This is a genomic window from Streptomyces sp. NPDC057900 (genome assembly GCF_042887885.1).
In the GTDB taxonomy this organism is placed as follows: domain Bacteria; phylum Actinomycetota; class Actinomycetes; order Streptomycetales; family Streptomycetaceae; genus Streptomyces.
The window spans coordinates 35,477-60,739 of the sequence record NZ_JBHVOI010000005.1 but is presented as its reverse complement, the minus strand read 5'-3'; the positions used below and the strand labels follow the sequence as shown (position 1 = coordinate 60,739).

The 25,263-nt window shown below is 73.9% G+C and carries 23 protein-coding genes and 1 riboswitch; of the genes, 17 read left to right on the top strand and 6 right to left on the bottom strand.

The features are described 5' to 3' along the window. The first annotated feature begins 1 nt into the window (after position 1). The 5 genes from ACFVQ0_RS20465 to ACFVQ0_RS20445 are packed head-to-tail and all read left to right on the top strand — an operon-like array spanning position 2 to position 4,422. The gene (locus tag ACFVQ0_RS20465) at positions 2–802 is read left to right on the top strand and encodes an ABC transporter ATP-binding protein (protein WP_390089929.1); all 801 of its coding nucleotides are present in this window, start codon (positions 2–4) and stop codon (positions 800–802) included. After that, complete coding sequence (locus ACFVQ0_RS20460; RefSeq protein ID WP_390089927.1) at positions 799–1,545, top strand: ABC transporter ATP-binding protein; 747 nt, start codon at positions 799–801, stop codon at positions 1,543–1,545. The genes ACFVQ0_RS20465 and ACFVQ0_RS20460 overlap by 4 nt, the downstream gene beginning before the upstream one ends. Then, complete coding sequence (locus ACFVQ0_RS20455) at positions 1,545–2,432, top strand: branched-chain amino acid ABC transporter permease (RefSeq protein ID WP_390089925.1); 888 nt, start codon at positions 1,545–1,547, stop codon at positions 2,430–2,432. Before ACFVQ0_RS20460 ends, ACFVQ0_RS20455 begins: the two co-directional genes overlap by 1 nt. Then, positions 2,429–3,541, top strand: coding sequence for a branched-chain amino acid ABC transporter permease (locus ACFVQ0_RS20450; RefSeq protein ID WP_390089923.1), 1,113 nt, complete (start codon positions 2,429–2,431; stop codon positions 3,539–3,541). The genes ACFVQ0_RS20455 and ACFVQ0_RS20450 overlap by 4 nt, the downstream gene beginning before the upstream one ends. Next, positions 3,538–4,422 (top strand): alpha/beta hydrolase, encoded by an 885-nt coding sequence (locus ACFVQ0_RS20445; protein ID WP_390089921.1) that lies wholly within the window; start codon positions 3,538–3,540, stop codon positions 4,420–4,422. Before ACFVQ0_RS20450 ends, ACFVQ0_RS20445 begins: the two co-directional genes overlap by 4 nt. Before the next feature lie 53 nt (positions 4,423–4,475). Here ACFVQ0_RS20445 and ACFVQ0_RS20440 read toward each other — a convergent pair whose 3' ends face one another. Next, positions 4,476–5,963, bottom strand: a complete 1,488-nt coding sequence (locus tag ACFVQ0_RS20440; protein ID WP_390089919.1) for a PHB depolymerase family esterase — start codon at positions 5,961–5,963, stop codon at positions 4,476–4,478. Between the two features lie 273 nt (positions 5,964–6,236). Here ACFVQ0_RS20440 and ACFVQ0_RS20435 point away from each other — a divergent pair, with 273 nt between their 5' ends. The 4 genes from ACFVQ0_RS20435 to ACFVQ0_RS20420 are packed head-to-tail and all read left to right on the top strand — an operon-like array spanning position 6,237 to position 11,127. After that, a complete protein-coding gene (locus ACFVQ0_RS20435; protein WP_390089917.1) occupies positions 6,237–7,058 on the top strand; it encodes a 3-hydroxybutyrate dehydrogenase in 822 nt (273 codons plus the stop codon). Between the two features lie 35 nt (positions 7,059–7,093). After that, positions 7,094–9,076, top strand: a complete 1,983-nt coding sequence (locus tag ACFVQ0_RS20430; RefSeq protein WP_390089915.1) for a helix-turn-helix domain-containing protein — start codon at positions 7,094–7,096, stop codon at positions 9,074–9,076. A 15-nt stretch (positions 9,077–9,091) separates the two neighbouring features. Further along, positions 9,092–10,429 (top strand): sensor domain-containing protein, encoded by a 1,338-nt coding sequence (locus ACFVQ0_RS20425; protein WP_390089913.1) that lies wholly within the window; start codon positions 9,092–9,094, stop codon positions 10,427–10,429. A gap of 53 nt (positions 10,430–10,482) precedes the next feature. Further along, positions 10,483–11,127 carry a response regulator gene (locus tag ACFVQ0_RS20420; protein ID WP_390090724.1) on the top strand — a complete coding sequence of 215 codons (645 nt, stop codon included), beginning with the start codon at positions 10,483–10,485 and terminating at the stop codon, positions 11,125–11,127. 28 nt (positions 11,128–11,155) lie between these two features. Here the strand turns inward: ACFVQ0_RS20420 and ACFVQ0_RS20415 are convergent, their stop codons facing one another. The 3 genes from ACFVQ0_RS20415 to ACFVQ0_RS20405 all read right to left on the bottom strand — a co-directional run bounded on the left by ACFVQ0_RS20415 (position 11,156) and on the right by ACFVQ0_RS20405 (position 13,820). Beyond that, complete coding sequence (locus ACFVQ0_RS20415) at positions 11,156–12,031, bottom strand: hypothetical protein (RefSeq protein WP_390089911.1); 876 nt, start codon at positions 12,029–12,031, stop codon at positions 11,156–11,158. 92 nt (positions 12,032–12,123) lie between these two features. After that, on the bottom strand, positions 12,124–12,357 hold the full coding sequence (locus tag ACFVQ0_RS20410) for a ferredoxin (protein WP_371773389.1): 234 nt from the start codon (positions 12,355–12,357) through the stop codon (positions 12,124–12,126). Further along, entirely contained in the window at positions 12,357–13,820 is a 1,464-nt protein-coding gene (locus ACFVQ0_RS20405) for an aldehyde dehydrogenase (protein ID WP_390089908.1), read from the bottom strand. The genes ACFVQ0_RS20410 and ACFVQ0_RS20405 overlap by 1 nt, the downstream gene beginning before the upstream one ends. Before the next feature lie 245 nt (positions 13,821–14,065). Here ACFVQ0_RS20405 and ACFVQ0_RS20400 point away from each other — a divergent pair, with 245 nt between their 5' ends. The 8 genes from ACFVQ0_RS20400 (at position 14,066) to ACFVQ0_RS20365 (ending at position 22,509) form a co-directional block, all read left to right on the top strand. Beyond that, a complete protein-coding gene (locus tag ACFVQ0_RS20400; protein WP_390089906.1) occupies positions 14,066–15,106 on the top strand; it encodes an MBL fold metallo-hydrolase in 1,041 nt (346 codons plus the stop codon). A 100-nt stretch (positions 15,107–15,206) separates the two neighbouring features. Next, entirely contained in the window at positions 15,207–15,821 is a 615-nt protein-coding gene (locus ACFVQ0_RS20395) for a hypothetical protein (protein WP_390089904.1), read from the top strand. Between the two features lie 81 nt (positions 15,822–15,902). Further along, positions 15,903–15,975: riboswitch (cobalamin riboswitch) on the top strand. Positions 15,976–16,101: 126 nt separating this feature from the next. Then, the gene (locus ACFVQ0_RS20390; RefSeq protein WP_390089902.1) at positions 16,102–17,367 is read left to right on the top strand and encodes a prenyltransferase/squalene oxidase repeat-containing protein; all 1,266 of its coding nucleotides are present in this window, start codon (positions 16,102–16,104) and stop codon (positions 17,365–17,367) included. Then, positions 17,364–18,053 carry an SCO2322 family protein gene (locus ACFVQ0_RS20385; protein ID WP_390089900.1) on the top strand — a complete coding sequence of 230 codons (690 nt, stop codon included), beginning with the start codon at positions 17,364–17,366 and terminating at the stop codon, positions 18,051–18,053. Before ACFVQ0_RS20390 ends, ACFVQ0_RS20385 begins: the two co-directional genes overlap by 4 nt. After that, positions 18,050–19,216 (top strand): energy-coupling factor transporter transmembrane component T, encoded by a 1,167-nt coding sequence (locus ACFVQ0_RS20380; protein WP_390089898.1) that lies wholly within the window; start codon positions 18,050–18,052, stop codon positions 19,214–19,216. The genes ACFVQ0_RS20385 and ACFVQ0_RS20380 overlap by 4 nt, the downstream gene beginning before the upstream one ends. Then, positions 19,213–20,940, top strand: a complete 1,728-nt coding sequence (locus ACFVQ0_RS20375) for an ABC transporter ATP-binding protein (protein WP_390089896.1) — start codon at positions 19,213–19,215, stop codon at positions 20,938–20,940. Before ACFVQ0_RS20380 ends, ACFVQ0_RS20375 begins: the two co-directional genes overlap by 4 nt. Further along, positions 20,937–21,764, top strand: a complete 828-nt coding sequence (locus ACFVQ0_RS20370) for an ECF transporter S component (RefSeq protein WP_390089894.1) — start codon at positions 20,937–20,939, stop codon at positions 21,762–21,764. Before ACFVQ0_RS20375 ends, ACFVQ0_RS20370 begins: the two co-directional genes overlap by 4 nt. 304 nt (positions 21,765–22,068) lie before the next feature. After that, on the top strand, positions 22,069–22,509 hold the full coding sequence (locus ACFVQ0_RS20365; protein ID WP_311305910.1) for a transglycosylase SLT domain-containing protein: 441 nt from the start codon (positions 22,069–22,071) through the stop codon (positions 22,507–22,509). Positions 22,510–22,588: 79 nt separating this feature from the next. Here ACFVQ0_RS20365 and ACFVQ0_RS20360 read toward each other — a convergent pair whose 3' ends face one another. Beyond that, on the bottom strand, positions 22,589–23,866 hold the full coding sequence (locus ACFVQ0_RS20360; protein WP_390089891.1) for an alpha/beta hydrolase: 1,278 nt from the start codon (positions 23,864–23,866) through the stop codon (positions 22,589–22,591). A 106-nt stretch (positions 23,867–23,972) separates the two neighbouring features. Beyond that, positions 23,973–25,151: a steroid 3-ketoacyl-CoA thiolase gene (locus ACFVQ0_RS20355; protein WP_390089889.1), complete on the bottom strand. Its 1,179-nt coding sequence runs from the start codon at positions 25,149–25,151 to the stop codon at positions 23,973–23,975. Between the last annotated feature and the right edge of the window lie 112 nt (positions 25,152–25,263).

Here is a 25,263-nt window from a genome sequence, read left to right as displayed (position 1 = left end):
CATGACCGCACCGCACCCCCTCGGCCGCCGGGACGGCCGGGCGGACGCCGCGCACCCGGCCGCTCCCGTGCTCAGCCTCGACGGACTGGGCTGGAGCGTCGGTGGCGCGACGATCCTTGAGGACATCACGCTCGGCGTCCACGAGGGCGAGTTCCTCGCCTTCATCGGCCCCAACGGGGCCGGAAAGACCTCCCTGTTCAACCTCATCAGCGGCACCGTCATGCCGACCTGCGGCACGGTCGCGCTGGACGGCGCCGATCTGACGGACCGGCCCGCGCACGTACGTGCCAGGCGCGGCATCGGCCGGACGTTCCAGACCTCCAGCCTCTGGCCTGCGATGACGGTGGCCGACCACGTACGGCTGGCCGCGCAGGCCGCGCGGGGCGGCTCGTACCGGCTCTGGCGGCGCGCGGACCCGTACACCGCGCAGGTGGCCGGCGTGCTGGAGCGCACCGGCCTCGGCCACCGGGCCGGGGCGACGGCGGCCGAACTGTCGCACGGCGAGAAGCGGAAGCTGGAGCTGGCCGTGCTGCTGGTGGGCGAGCCCCGGCTGATGCTGCTCGACGAGCCGATGGCCGGGGTGAGCGCGGAGGAGGTCCCCGCGCTCACCGAGCTCATCCGCACCCTGCACCGCGAGGAGGGGCGCACCGTCCTCATGGTCGAACACCACATGGACGTGCTCCTGGGCCTGGCGGACCGGCTCGCGGTGATGCACCACGGGCGGCTGCTGGCCCTGGACACCCCGGAGGCCGTCACCGCCGATCCGACCGTGCAACAGGCCTACCTCGGGGAGGGGTTGTGAGCGAGCACCCCCTGCTCGACGTACGGGACCTGCGGGTCCTGATCGGCGGCCGGCACATCCTGCACGGCGTCGCCCTGGACGTCGCCGCCCACGGCGTGACCGCGCTGCTGGGCCGCAACGGCGCCGGGAAGACCACGACCGTACGGGGCATCCTCGGGCTCGTCCCGCGCAGCGGCAGCGTCCGGCTGGACGGCGAGGAGACCGTGTCCCTGCCCACCCACGCCGTGGTCCGGCGGGGTGTCGGGTACGCCCCGGAGGACCGGGGCGTCTTCGCCGGGCTGACCGTGGCGGAGAACCTGCGGCTGGCCGAGCGGCCCGGCGCGGGCGAACCCGACTACCCCCTGGTCCATGAACTCTTCCCGGAACTCAAGCAGCGGGCCAGGCAGTTGGCCGGAACGTTGTCCGGCGGTCAGCAGCAGATGGTCGCCATCGGCCGCACCCTGCTCAACGCCAACCGGCTGATCACCGCGGACGAACCGACCAAGGGCCTCGCGCCGAAGGTGGTCACCGAGGTGGCGCGGGTGCTGGAGCGGGCCGCAGAGGCGGTGCCGGTGCTGCTCGTGGAGCAGAACCTCGCCGTCGTACGCCGGCTGGCCGGGCACTGCGTGGTGCTGGCCGACGGCCGGACCGCCCACCGGGGCCCGGCAGCGGAGCTGCTCGGCGACGCGGAGGCGGCCCGCCGGCTGCTCGGCGTGGGGCACGGGCCGGTCACCGAAGCACCTTCCGTGGAGGCGGATTCCTGATGTCCACCCTCGTCCTGCTCACCATGACCGGACTCGGTCTGGGAGCCCTCTACTTCCTCGTCGCGTCCGGACTCTCGCTGATCTTCGGCCTGATGGACGTGCTCAACTTCGCGCACGGCGCCCTGCTCTCCATCGGCGCGTACGGCACCTGGTGGGCGGCGTCCGGGAACCTTCCCGGCGCGGGCCCCGGCGGGGCCGGCTTCGTCCTCGCGGTGCTGTTCGGCACGGCGGTGGGCACCGCCGCCGCGGTGCTCCTCGAACTCGCCGTCGTCCGCCCGCTCTACACCCGGCCGCGCGAGCAGGTCCTCGCCACCGTGGGGGTCGGGCTCGCGGTCCCCGCGCTGCTGTCCGGGATCTGGGGCGCGGACGCCCGGACCTTCCCCGGTCCGAAGGCGCTGTCCGGCACCTTCGGACTGCTGGGCGCGCAGGTCCCGGTCAACCGGCTCGTCCTGGTGGCGGCGGCGGTCGTGGTCCTGGTGGCGCTGCGGCTCTTCCTCGGCCGGACCCGGCACGGACTCGTCGTACGGGCCGGGGTCGAGGACCGGGCGATGGTCACCGCGCTCGGCATCGACGTCCGCAGGGCGTTCACCCTCGTCTTCGCGATCGGGGGCTGCGCCGCGGCCCTGGGCGGGGCGCTCGGCGGGCTGTACTTCGGCTCGGTCGACCCCCGTCAGGGCACCTCGCTGCTGATCTTCGCGTTCGTCGTGGTGGTCACCGGCGGCATGGGCTCGGTGACCGGCGCCGCCGTGGCGTCCGTGGTCATCGGCCTGGTCCAGCAGTTCGCCAACTACTACACCGCGGCGGGGCTCGGCGATCTCGCGGTCGTCGTCCTGCTCGCCGCGCTGCTGCTGATCCGCCCGCGCGGACTGACGGGGAGGCTCGCGTGAGCGCCACCATCGAGACACCGGAACGCACCGACGGCCCGCCCCCGGCGGCCCCAGCGCCCCCGGCCCGCGCCCGGCTGCTGCGCTGGTGGCCCGCCGCCGTCCTGCTCGTCCTGGTCGTGGCGCCCTACAGCGCCGTCCCCGTACCGGGCCTGCTCGACGGCCCGCTCGGCAGCGCCGGGAGCCTGCAACTCCTGGCCACCTGCCTGCTGTTCGGCGCCCTGGCGACCGGCTACGACCTGCTGCTCGGACGCACCGGGCTGCTCTCGTTCGGCCACGCCCTGTACTTCGCGGCGGGCAGCTACGCCACCAATGTGTTCCTCCTTGAGGCGGGGCTGCCCTTCGCCCTCGCCGCAGTGCTCGGCCTGCTCTTCGGGATCGCCCTGGCCCTGGTCCTGGGCTCGGTGAGCCTGCGCGTCACCGGCATCGGCTTCTCCATGGTGACGCTCGCCTTCGCCCAGGCGGGCTCGATCCTGGTCTCCCGCGACCCGGGCGGTTTCACCGGCGGCGAGGAGGGCCGGGCGGCCCCCGCCGATCTGCTGCCGTCCTGGCTGGTCGGCATCGACCACACCGCGAACCTCTACTGGATCGCGCTCGCCTATCTCGTCCTCACCCTGGGTGTCGTCCACTGGGCGGTCCACTCCCCCACCGGACGCGTCTGGGAGGGCATCAAGGAGAACGAGCGCCGGGTGGAGGTGCTGGGGCTGAAGCCGTACGGGTTCAAGCTGACGGCCTTCGTCCTCGCGGGCGCCCTCGCCGCGCTCGGCGGCATCGTGCACCTGCTGCTGACCGGCGGCTCCACCCCGCAGACGACCACGTCCGACTTCACGCTGTCGCTGCTGGTGATGGTGGTGCTCGGCGGCTCCGGAACCCGCTGGGGCCCGATGGCCGGCGGCATCCTCTACACCTGGGCCGACCACCGGCTCGGGGACCTGGCCGGTTCCGGCGCGGTCGCCGGACTCCCGGCGGTGCTCCGGGTCCCGCTCTCCCAGCCGCTGTTCCTGCTGGGCGTGCTGTTCGTGGCCGTGGTACATCTGCTGCCCGGCGGTCTGGCCCGACTGCCGTCCAGGCTGAGAGCCGTCCCGTACCGGAAGGAGACCGGACACCAGTGATTCCGCACGAGGAGATCAAAGTCCCTGTGAACGGCGGCGAGTTGGCGGCCGTTCGCTGGCCGGCCGCGGAGCCGGACGCGCCGGTGGTGGTCGCGCTGCACGGCATCACGGCCAACGCGCTCTCCTGGGGCCCGGTGGCCCGGCGGCTGGCCGGGCGCGTCACCCTGGTCGCCCCGGATCTGCGGGGCAGGGCGGGGAGTTCGCACCTTCCCGGCCCGTACGGCGTCACCGCGCACACGGACGACGTCGCCGCCCTGACCGAGGCGCTGGGCCTGGACCGGGTGGTGCTGGCGGGCCACTCGATGGGGGCGTTCGTCGCGGCGCTGGCCGCGGTGCGCCACCCGGACCGTTTCGGGCCGCTGCTGCTCGTCGACGGCGGCATCGGCTTCCCGGCTCCCACGCACCTGTCGCCGGACGAGCTGATGACGGCGGTGATCGGCCCGGCGATGGACCGGCTGTCGATGACGTTCCCGGACCGGGCCGCCTACCGGGCCTTCTGGCAGGCGCACCCGGCGTTCGCGGGCGCCTGGTCGGACGAGGTGGACGCCTACATCCAGCGCGATCTGACGGGCGCGGAACCGGCCATGCGCTCGACGTGCCGGATCGAGGCGGTCCGCACGGACGGCATCGGCCTCTTCGACGAGGAGGTGCTCTCTGCGGTACGGAAGCTGCCCGTGGAGGCGACCCTGCTCTGGGCCGCCCGCGGCCTGATGGACGAGGAACAGGGCCTGTACGACGAGAAGCGCCTCGCGGCGGCGGACCTCGCCGGGACCCGGCTGACACCGGTCGCGGTACCGGACGTGAACCACTACACGGTGCTCACGGGCGACCGGGGCGCCCGCGAGATCGCCGACCGGCTGGTGGCGTACGCGCGGGCCTGAACCGGGGTGCGGGGCCCGGCGGTTGTCCGCCGGGCCCCGCACCACCGCACCTGTCAGCCCGTGGTGCAGCCGCTGTCCGCGATCACGAAGTACCCGGCGGGCGACTCCTTGAGGGTGTGGGTGACGAAGACGTTGTACAGGCCCATGTTCGCCTCGGAGCCGTTGGCGTAGACGTACCCGCCGGTGGTGTGGGCCCGGCCCGCGGCCACCTGCGCGTAGTTGGTCGCGGTCCAGCACTTCGCGGGGGCGCTGCCGCCGGTGGTGGTCGCCGTCACCGGGGCGGAGGCGGCGCCCGCCGCACCTGAGGAGTCCACGGCCGCCACTGTGTAGCGGTAGGCGGTCCCGGCGGTGAGGCCGGTGTCCGTGTAGGCCGTGCCGGACGGGGACGCGATCTTCGTACCGTCGCGCATGACCGTGTACGAGGCGGCGCCCGTGACCGCGTTCCAGGACAGCGAGGCGGTGGTGTCGGTGGTACCGGAGACGCTCACGCCCGCCGGGGCCGGGAGCCCGTCGTCACCGCCCCCGCCCGGGGTGCCACCGTCCAGGCCCCAGAAGACCCCCGTGTAGTACGAGGAGCAGACCGTGTTCAGGAAGTACGCGGCCGCCTTCCCGCACTGCTCCGCCCCCGTACCGGGGCTCACCGGGAGGCCGTGGCCCATGCCGGAGACGGAGTACGTCGCCACGGCCGGCCGCCCGGCGGAGTCGTTGTAGACGCTGCGCGTGGTGTTGCCGGGGAGCGTGTCGGTGGCGGACGGCGTCTGGCCGATGCCCCACACGTTCGTCCACTGGTCGCGCAGGGCCGTGGCGTTGGCCGGGTACACGGTGTAGTCAGAGGTGCCCTGCCAGATCGCCACCCGGGGCCAGGGCCCGCCGTAACCGGGATAGCCGCCCCGGACCTTGTCGCCCCACTGGGCGGGGGTGAGCTTCTGCGGGCCGGTCTGGCAGCCCGACGCGGCCGCCTGGCTCGTCGCGCACTGGGCGGGCAGCCCGGAGGCCACAGAGCCGCCCGCGAACACGTCCGGGTAGGCGGCCAGCAGGTCGGCGGTCATGCCGCCGCCCGCGGAGAGGCCGGTGACGTACACCCGCCCGGTGTCGGAGCCCCGGCTCTGCTTCGCGTGGTCCACCATCTGCACGATCGACGCGGCCTCGCCCCTGCCCCGGGTGTCCTCCGCCGGGTCGAACCAGCCGAAGCAGGAGAGCGCGTTGTTCGCGGCCGTGGTCTGCGGGAACACGACGTCGAAGCCCCACCGGTCGGCCAGTTCCGGCCAGCCGGAGTTGGTGTAGTAGGCGTCGGCCGTCTGCGCGCAGCCGTGCAGGGCGACGACCAGCGGCGCGTTCGCGGGCAGACCGGCGGGCGTGTACTCGTACATCTGGAGGTTGCCGGGGTTGGAGCCGAACCCGGTGACCTGCTGGAGGCCCCCGGCCGCGGCGACGGCCGGGCGGGCGTCGGCGGTGGTGGTGCTCAGTGTCGCGGCGAGCAGGCCGAGGACGGCCGTGGACGCGACGCGGCGGAAGAGACGTCTCAGGATCGATGGGCGCACGGGTGCCTCCCTGGTCGGTACGTGCGGGGGGACGGACTGCTGCCGGAACCTACGAGCAGCGCCCGCCCGCGCCCATGGGACCGGCGGACACTCCCGGGCCCGGTCTGTGTGCCCCGCCGCCCTTGCGCGCCGCGCCCCGGCGGTTGACACCGAGCGCGCACCGGCGGACCGGGCCCGGTCCACGCACCACGTACGCCGCCACCATGCCGGGGCGGGAGGGTGTGTGCACCGGCGCCATGTGACAGGCGCCGCCGCGTACCTACGGTGACGGCCATGGAGACTTCCCGCAGACCCGATCAGGAACCCGCCGCCCCCTCCCCCGGCGGCGGACCGGCGCAGGTACCCGCACCGCCGGTGCTGGCCGGGCGGACCGCGCTGGTGACCGGTGCGGCGAGCGGGATCGGGCGGGCCTGTGCGCAGGCCCTGGCGGCGGCGGGCGCCCATGTGCACGTCGTGGACAAGGCCGGTGAGGCCGCCGGGGAGCTGGCCGCGGAGATCGGCGGGACGGCCTGGGTGGTGGATCTGGCGGACCCGGCCGTGGTGGACACCCTGCCGGACGGTGTGGACGTCGTCGTCAACAACGCGGGGCTCCAGCACGTCGCCCCCGTCCACGCGTTCCCGCCGGACCGCTTCGCGCTGATCCAGCGCGTGATGGTGGAGACCCCGTTCCGCATCTTGCGCCGGACCCTGCCGGGCATGTACGAACGCGGCTGGGGGCGCGTGGTCAACATCTCGTCGGTGCACGGGCTGCGCGCCAGCCCGTACAAGTCGGCCTATGTGACGGCCAAGCACGCGTTGGAGGGGCTGAGCAAGGTGGTGGCGCTCGAAGCGGCGGAGCACGGGGTGACGAGCAACTGCGTCAGCCCCGGTTACGTACGCACCCCGCTGGTGGAGAACCAGATCGCGGACCAGGCCCGTACGCACGGCATCTCGGAGGAGGACGTGGTGGGGCGGGTGATGCTGGAGCGCAGCGCGATCAAGCGGCTGATCGAACCGGGCGACGTCGCGGAGGCCGTGCTGTGGCTGTGCGGTCCGCGTACCGGCCACATCACCGGCACCTCGCTCTCCATGGACGGCGGCTGGACCGCCAACTGAGCTCTCCCGCCCACTCTCTACGAACGCTGGCCGCCATGTCCGAGCCCAACCCCTCCGCCGCACCCCATCTCCGGCACCTGTTCGAGCTGCTGGCCGACGACGCCCCCGCCGAGGCGCTCGGCGCGGTCCTCTCGACGGCGCGGGCCGACGGGGTGCCCGTGGGCGAGCTGGCCGAGGTGGAGCGAGCCACCGCCACCGCGCTGCGGATCAGGGGCGCGCTGCGCCAGCACCGGCGCCGCGAGCTCCAGCTCACCGCGCTCTTCGACACGGCGGGCGACCTGGCGGCCTCGCGCGATCTGGACGACGTACTGAAGGCGATCGTGCGGCGGGCCCGGATGCTGCTGGGCACGGACACCGCGTATCTGACCCTCCCGGACGAGGAGGCGGGCGACACCTACATGCGGGTGACGGACGGTTCGGTGTCACTGCTCTTCCAGCGGCTGCGCCTCGAACTCGGCGAGGGCCTCGGCGGTCTCGTCGCGCAGACGGCGAGCCCGTACGCGACCCCGGACTACCGCACCGACGAGCGCTTCCACCACACCCACAACATCAACGCCGGGGTGCTGGACGAGGGCCTGGTCGCCATCCTGGGCGTGCCGCTGCTGCTGGGCTCCAGCCGGGGCGGTACGGGCAAGGTGATCGGCGTCCTGTTCGCGGCCGACCGGGCGCCCCGGGTGTTCAGCCCCGAGGAGGTGGCCCTGCTCTGCTCGCTCGCCGCGCACGCCGCCATCGCCATCGACACCGCCCGCGCCCTGGCCGACACCACCTCCGCCCTCGCCGAACTGGCGGAGGCGAACGCGGAGCTGGCCGAGGCCAACGCCTCGGTACGGGCCCACTCTGCGGCCATGCGGCGGGCCGAGGAGTCGCACGACCGGCTGACCGACCTGGTGCTGCGCGGCCGGGACGTGACGGACGTGGCTGCCGCCGTCGCCGGACTGCTCGGCTCCCCCCTGACCATCCACGACCCGGGCGGCCGCCCGCTGGCCGCCGTCCGCCCGGACGGTACGGGCTTCGCCGCCGACAGCATGGACGCGGGCTGGCTGGCGGAGGCGGCGGAGGAGTCCCGAACCGGGGCGCGCGCCGTACACCGCGCCGGACGGGTGGTCTGCGCGGTGCTCGCCGGACAGGAGCTCCTCGCCGGTCTGGTACTGCACCGGAGCCGGCCGCTGGACGACTCCGACCGGCGGCTGTTCGAGCGCTCCTCCGTGGTGACCGGCCTGCTCCTGCTGCTGCGGCGCACGGTGGCGGAGACCGAGAACCGCATCCGGGGCGAACTGATCGCCGACCTGCTCACCGACACCGGCCGTGATCCGGCGGGCCTCGCGGAGCGCGGCCGCCGCCTCGGCATCGACCTGGACCGCCCGCATCTGCTGCTGGTCGCGGAGACCGACGCCCGGGAACGGCTGGCCCCGGCCGCGATGCGCTATCTGTTCGGCGGGGAGATCCACGGCGTGAGCGCGGAGCACGCGGGCGCGGTGGTGCTGTTGATCGAGGCGGACGGCTCGGGCCCGGCGGCCGGGGCGGTGGCCCGCTCGGCGGCGGCCCAGCTCGGCCAGCTGGCCCAGACCCCGGTCACCGTCGCCGCCACGGGCCCGGCCAGGGGCGCGCGGGAGCTGGCCGCCGCGTACGCGGAGGCGGCGCGCTGTCTGCGGGCGATGCGGGTGCTGGGGCGTACGGGTGAGGGCGCGTGCGTGGACGAGCTGGGCTTCCTGGGCGTGGTGCTGGGCAACGGGCAGGACGTGGGTGGCTTCGTCTCCTCCGCGTTGGGCCCGCTGCTGGAGTACGACGCCCAGCGCGGCACCCACCTGGTGCGGACGCTCGGCGCGTACTTCGGCGCGGGCGGCAGCCTGATCCGGGCCAAGGACGAGCTGCACGTACACGTCAATACGGTGGTGCAGCGGCTGGACCGGATCCAGGTGCTGCTCGGCCGGGACTGGAACGAGCCGGACCGCGCGCTGGAGCTCCAGCTGGCGCTGCGCCTGCACCTGCTGTCGGGCCGGGGCACCGCCAAGAGCTGAGATTAAGCTGAGGGCATGGCTGAGTCGCTGCCCTCCGTGGCCGTCGGCCGGTGGCGGCCCGGTGTCGGTCCCGCTGTCCGCGCCGGACGTCGCACGCTCGTGGAATCCCTGTACCTCCTCACCGCGCCGCTGAGCGCGGCCGCCGGTCTGCTCCTGGTGGTCGGCGGCCTGTGTGCCGGAACGGCCGGTTCGCTGGTGCCGAGCGGGTCGCCCGTCGCGGCCCGCGCACTGGCCCTGGTCCGGTGGCCCGGCGATCTGGAGTGGCGGCGGATCGGCGCGGTGCGCGCCCGGACCGGCGGCTCCGGCGGCGCGGGCCGGCGGCCGAGGTCGGAGGGGACGGACGGCGCGGCAGACCCTGAGCTGTGGCTCGACGTGGCGCACGCGGTGCTGGTGCTCCCGGTCGTCCTGGTCACCTCCGTGGTGACGGCGCTGTGGTGGTTCGTGGGGATCGCCATGGTCACCTACCCCCTGCGCAACGAGGTCGCGCCCGGCTCGCTGCGGCCCATGACCCTGTACGCGGGCAGCGACCGGTCGCATGTCGCGCTGAGCCTGGGCCTGACGTCACCGTCCGGGCGGATCGCGTTCGCCCTCTCGGTCGGCGTGCTGGTCCTGTCGTCCCTGCCGCTGGTGACCCGGATGTGCGTCGCCGTACAGGCCGGGCTCGGACAGGCGCTCCTGTCGAACATGTCGGCGCTGCACCGCAGGATCAGCGGACTGGAGCAGGAGCGCGACACCGCCCGCGCTCAGGCCGTCGCGGCGGTGACGGCGGAGACCGCCGCGCTGCGGCGGCTGGAGCGGGACATCCACGACGGGCCCCAGCAGCAGCTGGTCCGGCTGGCGATGGAACTGGGCCGCGCCCAACACCACTTCGACCGCAGACCGGAACTGGTCAGGGCAGCACTGGCGGACGCGGTCCTGCGGACCCAGGAGGCCCTGGACGAACTGCGGGCGCTGTCACGGGGCATCGCACCGCCGGTCCTGACCGACCGGGGGCTCAGGGAGGCGCTGCGCGCCCTGGCCGCGCGCAGCGTCGTGCCCGCCGAGCTCGACGCCCCCGCGCCGATCGGCCGGCTGGAGCCCGGTATCGAGACGGCCGCGTACTTCGTGGTCGCCGAGGCCCTGACGAACGTGGCCAAGCACAGCCGGGCCGGCCGGTGCACGGTCGGGCTGCGCCGCACCGGGGGCGTCCTGCGGGTCCGGGTGACGGACGACGGGGTGGGCGGTGCCGCGCCTGCCGAGGGGCACGGGCTGGCGGGGCTGGCCGACCGGGCGCGGGCGGTCGGCGGCCGGCTGACGGTGGACAGTCCCGAGGGCGGCCCGACGACGGTCACGGCGGAGCTCCCGTGTCACTGAACGGGGACGGCGCGGCGCCGGAAGCACCGGTGGTCCCCGCGCCGCGCGAGCCGCTGCGGATCGTCGTCGCCGATGACGCGGTGCTCCTGCGCGAGGGGCTGGTGCGGCTGCTCTCGGAGGACGGACACGAGGTGGTGGCGGCGGTCGGCGACGGCCCCGCCCTGGTCGAGGCGGTGCTCACGTACCGCCCGGACGTGTCGGTCGTCGATGTGCGGATGCCGCCGACACATACGGACGAGGGGCTGCGGGCGGCGGCCACCGCCCGCAGCCGGCTGCCCGGCGCCCCCGTGCTGGTGCTCAGCCAGTACGTGGAGGTGTCCTACGCCGCCGATCTGCTCGCGGACGGGGCGGGCGCGGTCGGCTATCTGCTGAAGGACCGGGTCGCCAGGGTCGAGGAGTTCCTGGACGCCCTGGTCCGGGTCGCCGGGGGCGCGACGGTGCTGGACCCGCAGGTCGTCGCCCAGCTGCTGGCCCGGCAGCGACGGGACGACCCGCTGGAGAGACTGACCGCGCGGGAACGGCAGTTGCTGGCGCTGATGGCCGAGGGCCATTCCAATACGGCCATCGCCCGGCGCCTGGTGCTCTCCGGCAGCGCGGTGGAGAAGCACATCGGCAATGTCTTCGCGAAGCTCGGCCTGCCGCCCGACGACACCCGGCACCGCCGGGTCCTCGCCGTCCTGGCCCATCTCAACGCCTGAGGGCTGCTCGGCGCCTGGGGGAGTCGTTTCACCAGCCGCCCTCGAAGAAGGCCAGGAGCGCCGGGGCGGGGTCCGCGGTGGTGGCCGTGTTCGCCGCGGCGATCACGGCGACGGCCGCCGCCAGCAGGGCCCAGCACAGCCCGGACGACCGGTACAGGCGCCTGGTCCGCCGGTCGGACGCCGCCGCCGCGGCGAACCTCCGCCACGACACCGCGCTGATCGCGGCGGCGGAGAGCGCCACCGCCGCCGCGGCCACCGCGAGCACGGCGTGGTAGCGCCCGAAGTCGTCGACCATCACCTTGAGCGGCGGCGGGCCCTGGCCGCCGTCGGGGTAGGCGGCCAGCCCCTGCCTGATCTGACCGAGCGTCTCGGCGAGCTCTCCGTGGGACCTGTGGACCGGCAGCATCGACATCAGCGAGGAGAAGGGCGCCACCGCCCCCTGGACGTTCGCCATCACCATCGCCAGCGCGAACAGCCCGAGCGCTGTGACGGCCGCCCCGGCGGACGCGAGAGCGGCCCGTCTCCCCGTGGTGAGCCCGCCGGCCTCCAGGTAGGCCTTCCGGAGCAGCACGCCGAGCGCGACGAGCACGGCCAGCAGGAGCGCGGCGATCACGGCCTTGACCAGGTGGTAGCGGGACCAGTAGTCGACGACGCCCCGCAGGCCGGGGGGAAAGCTCCGCTCACCGGCTACCCAGTAGTCGACGAACGAGTCGGAGAGGCGGTCTTCGAGCTCGCGCCGGCCGTAGCCGCCGCCCGAGAGGCGCGCGGCCACCGGTCCGGGGGCGAGGACGAAGGCGGGGACGAGAACCGCCGCGAGAGCGGTGAGCGCGGTGGCCGCGCGGACGGGGAGACCGGCGGTGCGGGGCGGACCGGGCGGGTTGGTGGTCGGTGTCGTTGTGGACATGCTGGTGACTCTGTCGCGGCACCCCCCGGCCGGTCACTGCGGTCCGCCACCCGCCCGGGGTGTGGCAAGCCACACCCCGGGCGGCCCGCCGGTCAGTCCTCCGGGGGGAACACCACTTCCCCCGAGTCGGCCAGGGCGACGGTGATCGCCTCGACCGGGCATCCCTCGGCCGCGGCGAGCACCCGCTCGTTGGCGTCGGTCTCCGGGTCCACGGGGTGCGACTGCCGGGCGGAGTCCAGCCGGAAGCCGTCCGGTGCGTGGTTGACGCACATCCCGGAGCCGATGCACACGCTCCGGTCGACCTCGACGCTCCAGCGGTCCCCCATCAGGCCGCTCCCCCGTACCCGGCGGGCAGATGGATCATCTTGTGCTCGAAGTACTCCCCGTATCCCTCGGGCCCGAACTCCCGTCCCACGCCGGAGTTCTTGTAGCCGCCGAACGGTCCGAGCATGTCGAGACTGAAGGTGTTCACGCTGTACGTGCCGGTCCTGACCCGGCGGGCGATGTCGATGCCGCGCTCGGTGTCGGCGGTCCAGACGCTGCCGCTGAGCCCGTACTCGGAGTCGTTGGCGATCTTCACCGCCTCGTCCTCGTCGCCGTACGGCAGCAGGCAGATGACCGGGCCGAAGATCTCCTCGCGGGCGACGCGCATGGAGTTGTCGACGTCCCCGAAGAGCGTCGGCTCGACGTACCAGCCGCGCTCCTGCGAGGCCGGGCGCCCGCCGCCGGTTAGGATCTTGGCGCCTTCCTCCTGGCCGATCCGGATGTAGTCGAGGGAGCGCTGCTGCTGGCGGCGCGCGACGAGCGGGCCGAGTTCGGTGGCCGGGTCGAGCGGGTCTCCGACCTTGAGCGCGCCCGCGGCGGCGGCGAACGCCTCTGCCGTCTCCTCGTACCGGGAACGCGGGACCAGGATCCGGGTCTGGGCCACGCAGGCCTGCCCGTTGATCATCCAGGCGAAGGGCACGATGCCCGCGACGGCGGTCTCCAGATCGGCGTCGGGGAGGATCACGGCGGCGGACTTCCCGCCCAGTTCCAGGGTGACGCGGGTGAGGTTGCGGGATGCGACCTCCATGACGCGCCGCCCGGCGGCGACGGACCCGGTGAAGGAGACCTTGTCGACGCCGGGGTGCCCGACCAGGTACTCGCTGACCTCGCGGTCGGCGGGCAGGATCGACAGCACGCCCTCGGGCAGCCCGGCCTCCGCGACGATCTCCGCCAGGATGTAGGCGTCCAGCGGCGATTCGGGCGACACCTTCAGGACGGCCGAGCACCCGGCGAGCAGCGCGGGCGCGAGTTTGGCGGCGGCGGTGAACTGCGGCACGTTCCACGGCACGACGGCCGCGACCACCCCGACCGGCTCACGGCGCACCAGCAGCGGCCCGAGCGCCCCGTCCCGGCGCTCCTCGTACGGGAAGGTGCGGGCGACGGTGATCGCCGCGTCCCACACCATCATCGCTGCGAGGGCCTGCACCATGACGCTGGAGCTGTACGGGGTGCCGTTCTCCGAGCTGATGACCCGGGCGATCTCCTCGTACCGCGCGGCGAACGCGTCCTTGATCCGGGTGACGACGGCGATCCGCTCGTCCAGTGTCATCCGGGGCCAGGGCCCTTCGTCGAACGCCCGGCGGGCGGCGGCGACGGCCCGGTCCACGTCCCCCTGTGCGGCATGCGGCACCCGGCCGATGACCTGCTCGGTGTGCGGGGAGATGACCTCGATGACTTCCCGCCCGAGCGGATCGACCAACTCCCCGCCGATGAACAGTTTTCCGTGTTCGACAAGCTCGCTCATGGCTGCTGCCTCCCGCGACGCGGCATGTGACCCGACTCGTTGACTTGCTGGACGGTCCTGCATCTGACTCTGTGTCAGAACTGATACCAGTTCCAGTTCCAGGAGTCCACGGCCCGGACACGACCGGACGACCCGATCCGATGGTCGACCGGGGCTACCACTGGAACAAGTTCTCGTTACAGTGGACGCGGTGCGCCGTGGCCGGGACCAGCACGCCACCGAGACCGCGAGGAGATGGGGAGTCCATGACGCAGGTGATGAACCACGGTGGTGGCGTCCACAGCATCAAAGTCCCCATCCCCGACAACCCGTTGGGCCACACCCTGGTCCACGTCCTGGACACGGACCGGGGCCCGGTCCTGATCGACACCGGCTGGGACGACCCCGAGGCCTGGTCCACCCTGACGGCCGGGCTCACGGCGGTGGGCGTGGACATCGGCGAGATCCACGGCGTGGTCATCACCCACCACCACCCCGACCACCACGGCCTGTCCGGCCAGGTGCGCGAGGCGTCCGGGGCCTGGATCGCGATGCACGCCGCCGACACGGCGATCGTCCGCCGCACCCGGGAGTCGGAGCCGGGCACCTGGCTGTCGTACCTCGCGGAGAAGCTGGCCACGGTCGGCGCCCCGGAGGACCACATCGCCCCGCTGCTGGCAGCCCGCGAGCAGGGCGGCCGGATGCGCACCCTGCCCGGTCTGCGGGCCGCGCTCCCGGACCGCGAGATCGTGCCCGGCGAGCTCCTCGACCTGGCGGGCCGCGAGTTGCGCGCGATCTGGACCCCGGGCCACACGCCGGGCCATGTCTGCCTGCACCTGGAGGAGGACCACCCGGCCGAACTGCCCGGCCGGGGACGCCTCTTCTCCGGTGACCACCTGCTCCCCGGCATCAGCCCGCACGTCGGCCTCTACGAGAACCCGGACGACGCGACGGAGACCGACCCGCTCGGGGACTACCTCGCCTCCCTGGAACGGATCGGCCGCCTCGGGGTCGCCGAGGTGCTGCCCGCCCACCAGCACGCCTTCGCCGACGCGGCGGGCCGCGTCCGCGAACTCCTCGACCACCACGAGGAACGCCTCACCGGCCTCCTCGGACTCTTGGCGGAACCGCTCACACCGTGGCAGCTGGCGGAACGGATGGAGTGGAACCGACCCTGGGAGCAGATCCCGTACGGATCACGGAACATCGCCGTCTCGGAGGCAGAGGCGCATGTGCGCCGGCTGGTGAAGCTGGGGCGGGCCGAGGCGGTCACGGGAAGCGGCCCGGTGACGTTCGTCGCGGTGTGAACGCGGGTCGCTCCCCTCGCGCCCTGGCTATCGTGAGCCGCACCTCGGACGGGGGACACGACGGTGGGAGGGGTTCGCGGTGCGGAACGGGTTGAGGCTGATGAGGACGAGCAGGTCCGGGCGCGGGAGGGGCCTGGCGGCGGGCGCTCTCGTCGTCCTCGCCGCCGTGTCGCTCGCCGGCTGCGGCACGGAGCACGCGACGACGGCAGGAGCGGCGGGCCGGTCCGGTGGGCCCGGGAGCACCGGTAGCGCCGCCCCCAGTCCGCCGCTGAGTTCCCCCTACGTCGAACCGGGGGCCGGTGACGGCGCCCCGCACTACCGCGAGAACAACGGCTCCCGGATCGCCGGTGACATGTCGGACGCCAGTGCCAGGGCGGCCCGGCGGGAGGCCGACCGCATCGAGCCGGTACTCAAGCGGCTCTGGAAGCAAGGGGTCTGGGACCCGGCCTCGGTCCGGGCCGCGATGATCAGGATCGGTTATCAGGTGGAGGGCCCGGGTGACGAGGGGACCACGTCCCGCAGGGCCCTGCGGGTCGAGCCGATGAGGGCGCGTTTCGAGACCGACCGGGAGGTCACGCCCGAGGGCGCCCGGGTGGCCCTGTTCGTCCGTCGCGACGCCTGCGTCACCGCGTTCACACAGAAGACGAACTACCAGGTCTCGGTCAATGGCCCCTACCCGGAGACGGGGTGCTTCGAGCCGCCGTCCGGCCACTGAGGACCGGGGACGGCCCCCGCCCGGTCAGGGCTCCCGCAGTACCCGCCCGGTAGAGTGTGCGAGTCGTCATCATGCCCGTTCAGGGGGAAGCCGGTGGAAATCCGGCACTGACCACGCAGCCGTGACCGCCCCGTCGGCGGAAGTCGGAATGCCCTGTCCGTGTCGTGACCGGCTCCTGCCATCGGGACCCCGGTGGCCGGCACCGTCGAGGTATACGGAGCCGGAGCCCGGTGCCTGTGTGCGCCTGGGACCGGTTCCCGCAGGAGAGGCCCCGCCCGCCATGACCGTACGCCGCAGCGCAGCCGCGCTCGCCGCCACCGCTGCCGTGCTCTGCGCGGCCGCAGCCGCAGCCCCGGCCGCGGTCGCCGCGCCGTCCCCCTCTCCGTCCCCGTCCACCGCGCTGCCCTCGGGGCTGTACGGCACGACGGACCCGACGTACGACGGGGTCTGGCGGCAGTCGCTGGCCTTCGTCTCGCAGCGGGCCGTGGGCGTCATGCCCGCCGCGAAGGCCGTGGACTGGCTGGTCGGGCAGCAGTGCGACAGCGGGGCGTTCGCCGCGTACCGCCCGGACCCCTCCGTGCCGTGCGACGCCAAGACCATGATCGACACCAACGCGACGGCGGCCGCCGTACAGGCGCTGCACGAGGTCGGCAAGCACCAGGAGTTCGTCGCCAACGGGCTCGACTGGCTGAAGTCCGTCCAGAACGAGGACGGCGGCTGGGGTTACACCGCCGGCAGCCCGAGCGACGCGAACTCCACCTCGATCGTGATCGGCGCCCTGGCCCGCGCCGGGGAGCGGCTCGGGGACATCACGACGCACGGCGGCAAGACCCCGTACGACGCCCTGCTCACCTTCGCCATCCCCTGCGGCGGCAAGGACGGCGGCGCCTTCGCCTACCAGCCCGACAAGGCGGGCAAGCTCGCCGCCAACGGCGACGCGACCGCCGCAGGTGTGCTCGGCTCGCTCGGCAAGGGGCTCGTCGTCGGCGACACCGCAGCGGCCACGGCCCCCACTTGTAAGACGACGGAGCCGCTCAGGCCGGAGCGGGCCGCCCAGAACGGCGCCCACTACCTGGCCGGTGCCCTCGCGAAGACCGGGCACCTCGACCAGCCGCCGATGCCGGGGGCCGAGGACAGCGCCCCGCAGCCCGACTTCGGGAACACCGCCGACGCGGTCGTCGCCCTCTCCGCCTCCGGGCACAAGGACAAGGCAGCGGGCGCCGTGAACTGGCTGGCGAAGAACTCCGCCGACTGGGCCGCGCGGAGCGGCCCCGCCGCCTACGCCCAGCTGGTCATGGCCGCCCACTCGACCGGCGCCGACGTGCACGACTTCGGCGGCGCCGACCTCGTCGCCCAGCTGAACGCGACCGGTCCCGCGCCCTACTCCATCTCGAAGCCGAAGCCGACGGCCACCGAGGAGGAGAAGAAGGACAGCGGCGACGGGGACGGGATCGGCGGTCTCTGGTGGTTCGTCGGGATCGGGCTCGCCGTCGGTGCCGGCGCCGGATTCCTGATCAGCGGCCGCCGGAAGAACCAGCAGCTGTGAGCGGCCGGGGACGGGCCACCACGCTGCTGGTGGTCCTGGGCGCCGTCCTGTCCGTGTTCCTCGGCACCGGAACGGCCCAGGCGGCGGGTTACCGCTACTGGTCCTTCTGGGAGGGCTCCGGCAGCGGATGGGCGTACGCCACCCAGGGGCCGTCCCTGGTCCGGCCGGACGACGGCTCCGTGCAGGGCTTCCGGTTCGCCGTGAGCGCCGACTCCCAGGACGCGGCGAAACCGCGCCGCTCCCCCGACTTCGCGAAGATCTGCGCGGACACCCCCGCCAAGGGCGGCACCAAGCGGGTCGCGCTCGTCATCGACCCCGGCACCGCCGCCGACGCGCCGCAGGGCGAGACCCCGCCCCCGCCGCGTACCGCGTGCGCGCGGGTCCCGAAGGACGCGAGCAGCGCGGAGGCGCTCGCGGCGGTGGCCAAGCCGCTGCGGTACGGGAGTGACGCGCTGCTCTGCGCGATCTCCGGTTACCCGGTCGCGGGGTGCGGTGAGCAGGTCTCGGGGACGACCGGTACGGAGAGCGGCCGGGCCACGGCGTCCGCGCCCACCTCCGCCTCCGCGTCCGCCCCCGGCGGCGGTGGCTCCGGCGGCGGTCCGTCCGCCGGGGTGCTCTTCGGGGTCGGCGCCGTCCTTCTGCTCGGCATCGCCGCAGTCGCGCAGGCCCGCCGCCGCCGCGGATGAACGGCTCGACGGACGGCACCGGGAACGCCCCGGCGGCCGTCGCCCCGGCCCCGGTCTGGCGCGCCCCCGCCGCGACCCGGAGCAACGCGCTGCCCGCCGGGGCGTGGTGGCTGTGGGCGCTCGGGCTCGCCACCGCCGCCTCCCGGACCACCAACCCGCTGCTGCTCGGCCTGCTGGTGGGCGTGGCGGGATATGTGGTGGCCGCGCGCCGGACGGACGCGCCGTGGGCCCGCTCGTACGGGGCGTTCATCAAGATCGGGCTGTTCGTCATCGGGGTGCGGCTGCTCTTCTCCGTCTTCCTCGGCTCCCCGATCCCCGGCACGCACCTGTTGTTCACGCTGCCCGAGGTGCCGCTGCCCGACTGGGCGAAGGGCGTCCGGATCGGCGGCCGGGTCACCGCCGAGCAGCTGCTGTTCGCCCTGTACGACGGGGCGAAGCTGGCCACCCTGCTGATCTGCGTCGGCGCGGCGAACTCGCTCGCCAACCCGGCCCGGCTGCTGAAGTCGCTGCCCGGTGCGCTGTACGAGGCCGGGGTGGCCGTCGTCGTCGCGATGACGTTCGCACCGAACCTGGTCGCCGACGTGGTGCGGCTGCGCACCGCCCGGCGGCTGCGCGGCCGGCCGACCGGGGGCGTCGGGGCGGTGCTCCAGATCGGGCTGCCGGTCCTGGAGGGCGCGCTGGAGCGGTCGGTCGCGGTGGCGGCCTCGATGGACGCGCGCGGCTACGGGCGCACCGCCGAGGTCCCGGCCGCCGTCCGGCACACCACGAACGTCCTCACCCTGGGCGGGCTGCTCGGGGTCTGCGCCGGTACGTACGGGCTGCTGGCCGCGCAGGGCGCGGTGTACGGGCTGCCGCTGCTGATCGCCGGGCTGGTCGCGGCGATGGCCGGGCTGCGCCTGGGCGGGACGCGTTCGGTGCGGACCCGCTACCGGCCCGACCGGTGGGGCGTACGGGCCTGGCTGGTCGCGGGCTCCGGTGCGGCGGTCGCGGTGGCGATGATCTGGGCGGGCGGCGCGGATCCGGCGGCGCTGCACCCCGGAGTCGTACCGCTGACCGCGCCGGTGCTGCCGCTGTGGCCCGCCGCCGCGGTGCTGATCGGTCTGCTGCCCGCGCTGGTCGCGCCCGTCCCGCCCTCCCCCACAGGCTTCGAGGAGCAGCTGTGATCCGGTTCGACGATGTCTCTGTGCGGTACGAGGGGGCCGGGCGGCCTGCCCTGTCGGGGGTCGATCTGACCGTTCCCGAGGGTGAGCTGGTGCTGCTCATCGGCCCTTCGGGGGTCGGTAAGTCGACTTTGCTGGGTGCCGTGTCGGGTCTGGTGCCGCACTTCACCGGGGGGCGGCTGACCGGGCGGGTCACCGTCGGCGGGCGCGACACCCGCACGCACAAGCCGCGCGAGCTGGCGGACCTGGTCGGCACGGTGGGCCAGGACCCGCTCTCCCACTTCGTGACCGACACGGTCGAGGACGAGCTGGCGTACGGCATGGAGTCGCTGGGCCTGGCCCCGGACGTGATGCGGCGGCGGGTCGAGGAGACCCTCGACCTGCTGGGCCTGGCCGGGCTGCGGGACCGGCCGATCGCCACGCTCTCCGGCGGCCAGCAGCAGCGGGTCGCGATCGGCTCCGTCCTCACCCCGCACCCCCGGGTCCTGGTGCTGGACGAGCCGACGTCCGCGCTGGACCCGGCGGCGGCGGAGGAGGTCCTCGCGGTCCTCCAGCGGCTCGTCCACGATCTGGGCACGACGGTCCTGATGGCCGAGCACCGGCTGGAGCGCGTCGTGCAGTACGCCGACCAGGTCGTCCTGCTGCCCGCGCCGGGCGCCGCCCCGGTGATGGGCGCCCCCGCCGATGTGATGGCCCTCTCCCCGGTGCATCCTCCGGTCGTGGCGCTCGGGCGGCTGGCGGGCTGGGACCCGCTGCCGCTCTCGGTGCGGGACGCCCGGCGGCGGGCCCCCGGGATGCGGGAGCGGCTGGCGGGCCTGGAGCCCGGCCCGGTCGGCGGTGCGGCCGGGCCGGTGCCGCCGGCCGGGGTGACGGCCGCCGCGCCCCGCCCCGCCGTGCAGCGGTCCGGGCTGGGCAGGCTCTTCGGCCGGGGCCCCCGGGAGAGCGCCGTGCCCGAGCCGGTCACTGATGCCACCACCCGGATCGAGCGCCTCGGGGTGCGGCGCGGCCGGATCGAGGCGCTGCGCCGGGTCACGCTCACCGTCGCGCCCGGCGAGACCGTCGCGCTCATGGGACGTAACGGCGCGGGCAAGTCCACCCTGCTCGCCGCGCTCGTGGGCATGGTCGAGCCCACCTCCGGCAGCGTCCTGGTCTGCGGCCGGACCCCGCACCGCACCCCGCCGCGCGAGATGGTGCGCCGGGCCGGGCTCGTACCGCAGGAACCGCGCGATCTGCTGTACGCGGACACCGTCGCCGCCGAGTGCGCGGCGGCGGACGCCGACGCGGGCGCCGCACCGGGCAGCTGCCGGGCCCTGGTCTCCGAGCTGCTGCCCGACGTACCCGACACCACCCACCCCCGCGATCTCTCCGAGGGCCAGCGCCTCGCCCTGGCCCTCGCCCTGGTACTCACCGCCCGGCCCCCGCTGCTGCTCCTGGACGAGCCGACCCGGGGCCTGGACTACGCGGCGAAGGCCCGGCTCGTCGGGGTGCTGCGCGCGCTGGCGGCCGAGGGTCACGCGATCGTGCTGGCCACGCATGACGTGGAGCTGGCCGCCGAGCTGGCGCACCGGGTGGTGATCCTCGCCGACGGGGAGGTGGTGGCGGACGGACCGACCCCGGAGGTCGTGGTGTCGTCCCCCGCGTTCGCCCCGCAGATCGCGAAGATCCTGGCCCCGCAGGAGTGGCTCACCGTGACCCAGGTGCGTGCCGCGCTGGGGGGCGGCGCATGAGCGGCACGGAGGGCCGGGGCGCGCGCCCGGTACGGCTCGGGCCCCGGGCCGTCGCCGCGCTGGTGCTGATCAGCGCGATCGGGGTGGTGGCCTTCGGCTGGCCGCTGCTGGCGGGGGCCGATTCCGGTCTCGCGCACGCGCAGGACGCGCCGTGGCTGTTCGCCGCGCTGCTGCCGCTGCTGGTCGGGGTGGTGGTCGCGATGATCGCGGACGCCGGGCTGGACGCGAAGGCGGTGGCGATGCTGGGGGTGCTGGCCGCCGTCGGCGCGGCACTGCGGCCGCTGGGGGCGGGCACGGCGGGGCTTGAGCCGATGTTCTTCCTGATGGTGCTGAGCGGGCGGGTGCTGGGGCCGGGGTTCGGATTCGTGCTGGGCTCGGTGACGATGTTCGCGTCCGCACTGCTGACCGGCGGGGTCGGCCCGTGGATGCCGTTCCAGATGCTGTCGATGGGCTGGTTCACGATGGGCGCGGGCCTGCTGCCCGCACCGGACCGGCTGCGCGGCCGCGCCGAGCTGCTGATGCTGGCGGCGTACGGGGCGGTGGCGGCGTTCGCGTACGGGACGATCATGAATCTGTACGGCTGGACCATCGTGCCGGGCCTCGGCTCGGGGATCTCCTTCCATCCCGGTGACCCGCTCGGCGACAACCTGGTGCGCTTCCTCGCCTACTGCACGGCCACCTCGGTCGGCTGGGACCTGGGCCGGGCCGCGCTCACCGTCGTACTGACGCTGACCGTCGGGGCGGCGCTGCTGAAGGCGCTGCGCAGGGCCACCCGGCGTGCCGCCTTCGAGGCCCAGGTCACATTCGACGCCCCGGCGGAGTGAGGGCACCCACAGGACCTTGGTCCTGTACGAAGCGGAATAGGAGCCGCCGGGATCGTACGTAACCCCCCGTTCCGACCCCTCCGAGCTGCTATGGAGCGTTATGGGATGGTTCGGGACCTTCGGTCCTGGGTGCGATGCGGGGTCGTAACAGGGGTCATTGCGGTCGTTGAACGGCGCCGCTAACACTGGTTGACGTCGCCGAGCACCGCAGCGTCCACCGGATACGGACAGCGGTCAACGAGCACCGGGCCAGGCAGGATTCGGACCGGCGGGCGACTCAACCGTTCCCGACGTTAGGTTCCCTGTGTCGTTCGCCAGCACCCTTCTCGCCAAGCCCCGCAACGCCCGTCGCAAGACCGTCATGGCCGGTGCGGCCGTCCTCCTGAGCGTCGGCGGTGTGGCCGTGGGCGCCACCTCGGCCATGGCGGCTCCGTCCGCCGCGCCGACGTCCGCCGGCGGCAGTGCCCAGGACACGGCCAGGCAGATGATCGGTGACGAGGCGCAGTTCCAGTGCTTCAGCAACATCGTCAGCCACGAGAGCGGCTGGAACCCGAGCGCGACCAACGCCTCCTCCGGCGCCTACGGCCTGGTCCAGGCCCTGCCCGGTTCGAAGATGGCGTCCGCCGGCTCCGACTGGCAGACCAACGCCTCCACCCAGATCAAGTGGGGCATGGACTACATGAACTCCCGCTACGGCAGCCCGTGCGGCGCCTGGTCGTTCTGGCAGGCCAACAGCTGGTACTGAGTCGGCCCGGACTCCGTCCGCGTATGACCGAAAGCCCCGACCGCGATGCGGCCGGGGCTTTCGGCGTGCGGGCCCGGGATCAGCGCCGGGCCCGTTCGGCGTCGAACCAGCGCACGATCTGCGGACCCGACTTCAGATAGGTCTCGTTGTGGGTGGCCGGTCCCTGGTCGATCACCGGCGCCCTCACTCCCCGCCGCGCCAGATCGGCCGCGCAGCTGCGGGCGTTGGCGATGGGCACGTCGGTGTCGCCCGAGGAGGAGTAGAGCCGTACCGGTACGTCCGGCTTCCAGGCGCAGGTGCCGTCCTGCGCGCGGATGACCGCGAGCAGGGCACCGGACGGGTGCTGGAGCCGCTGGTAGTAGTCGTCGGTGAGCAGTTCCTTCAGCGTCGCGGGGAGGGCCGGGATGATCTCCTCCTCGAAGTGGTTGGTGTCGAAGAGGCCGTCGACGATGTCCGCGTACGGCTCCCGGAACGCCTCAGAGGGGTCCTTCCAGAGCGGGTGGAGCCGGTTCTGCGCGGTGAGGAAGTACGTCATGTAGAAGAGGGCGCTGGTGCTGTTGACCCTGCCGTCGAAGATGGCGGGCGTCTCCGCGTGCTCCAGGTCGTAGGGTCCCGAGACGGGGGCCAGGGCCCGCAGGGTGAACCGCCGGTCCGCGCCGCCCTCCAGGGCCTTGCCGAGCGCCATGGCGACCTGGCCGCCCTGCGAGAAGCCGCTCGCGTACACGTCGCCGGTGAGCGGGCGGCCCAGCCGCAGGGCGGCGGTGTGCGAGGCGCGGAGCATGTCGAGCGACGCGGTGACGGCGGAGTGGGTGTCCATGTACGGGTGGCGCCCCGGACCCTTCCCGAGGCCCAGGTAGTCGGGGGCGGCGACCGCCCGGCCGGCCGAGGCGTGCAGGTAGGCGGCGTAACGGCCGGAGTCCTCGGCGGCGGAGGGCGCGTAGTCGCGGTGGGCCATCGTGCCGTGGGTGTCGGAGACCAGGTCCAGCCGGTGGGCGCCGCCCTCGGGGAGCGCGAAAAGGCCGGTGGCGGTGGTGGGCGCGCCCTGCGGGGTGACGGTGCGGTAGGTGAGGCGGTAGGCGCGAACGCCGTGTCTGACGATGCCGGTGTCCATGCCCGCCGTGGCGAGGAAGTCCGCGACCCCGTCCCGGTCGTGGCGGGCGACGGGGGTGAGCGCGACGAGTTCGCCGCGGGTGTCGTGCCGCTGGGTGACGGGTGCGGACCCGGTCCGGCCGGGCGCCTGGTGCCCGGCCGCCGCGGCGGGAACCGTGCCGAGGGCGGCGAGGACCACGACGGTGGCGGCGGCCAGGACGCGTCGAGTGGCGTTCTTCCGGGCGGAGTTGCTCGCGTTGTTTTCCATGCCCCTGACGCTAGGCAGCCGTCGCGGGGGCGGACATCCGCGTACGCCCCCGCCCGAGGGTGTATCTGACCGCACCATCGGGCTGGGGGCATCCCCCGCCGGGACGTTACAGGCGTTGGATGATCGTTCCGGTGGCCAGCGCGCCGCCCGCGCACATGGTGATCAGCGCGAACTCCTTGTCCCTGCGCTCAAGTTCGTGCAGGGCGGTGGTGATCAGCCTGGCGCCGGTGGCGCCGACCGGGTGGCCGAGCGCGATCGCGCCGCCGTTCACGTTGACCTTCGCGAGCCCGTCGAGGTCCCGTTCGAAGACCTGGGCCCAGCTCAGCACGACCGAGGCGAAGGCCTCGTTGATCTCCACGATGTCGATGTCCTTGAGCGACATCCCGGCCTTGCCGAGCACCGCGCGGGTGGCGTCCACGGGGCCGTCGAGGTGGAAGTGCGGGTCGGATCCGACGAGCGCCTGGGCCACGATCCGGGCCCTCGGCTTGAGCTTGAGGGCCCGCGCCATGCGCTTGGACGCCCACATGATCGCGCAGGCGCCGTCGGATATCTGCGAGGAGTTGCCCGCGGTGTGGATGGCGGTGGGCATCACGGGCTTGAGCCCGCCGAGCCCCTCCATCGAGGTGTCGCGCAGCCCCTCGTCACGGTCGACCAGCCGCCACATGCCCTGTCCGGCGGCCTGTTCCGCCTCCGTGGTGGGCACCTGGACCGCGTAGGTCTCGCGTTTGAAGCGCTCCTCCGCCCAGGCGGCGGCCGCCCGCTCCTGGGAGAGGAGGCCGAGCGAGTCCACGTTGTCGCGGGTGAGGCCGCGCCTGCGGGCGATGCGCTCCGCGGCCTCGAACTGGTTGGGCAGGTCGACGTTCCACTCGTCGGGCCAGGGCTTGCCCGGTCCGTGCTTGGAGCCGCTGCCGAGCGGCACCCGTGACATCGCCTCGACCCCGCAGCTGATCCCGACGTCGATCACCCCGGCCGCGATCATGTTGGCGACCATGTGGGAGGCCTGCTGCGAGGAGCCGCACTGGCAGTCCACGGTCGTCGCCGCGGTCTCGTACGGCAGCCCCACGGTGAGCCAGGCGTTGCGCGCGGGGTTCATGGACTGCTCACCGGCGTGGGTGACGGTGCCGCCGACGATCTGTTCGACGCAGTCGGCGTGGATGCCGGTGCGGCCGAGAAGTTCACGGTAGGTCTCACCCAGCAGATAGGCCGGGTGCAGATTGGCGAGCGCGCCTCCGCGCCTGCCGATGGGAGTGCGTACGGCTTCGACGATGACGGGTTCCGCGGCCATGAGCTCGTCCTCTCCTCGCACTTCCGCAGAGGCGTCCCGGCGCCCACGGAAGGAACTAGTACGCGTTCTAGTTCTTCATGCAGTCTTATGAGGATTACCCTCGGTACGCAAG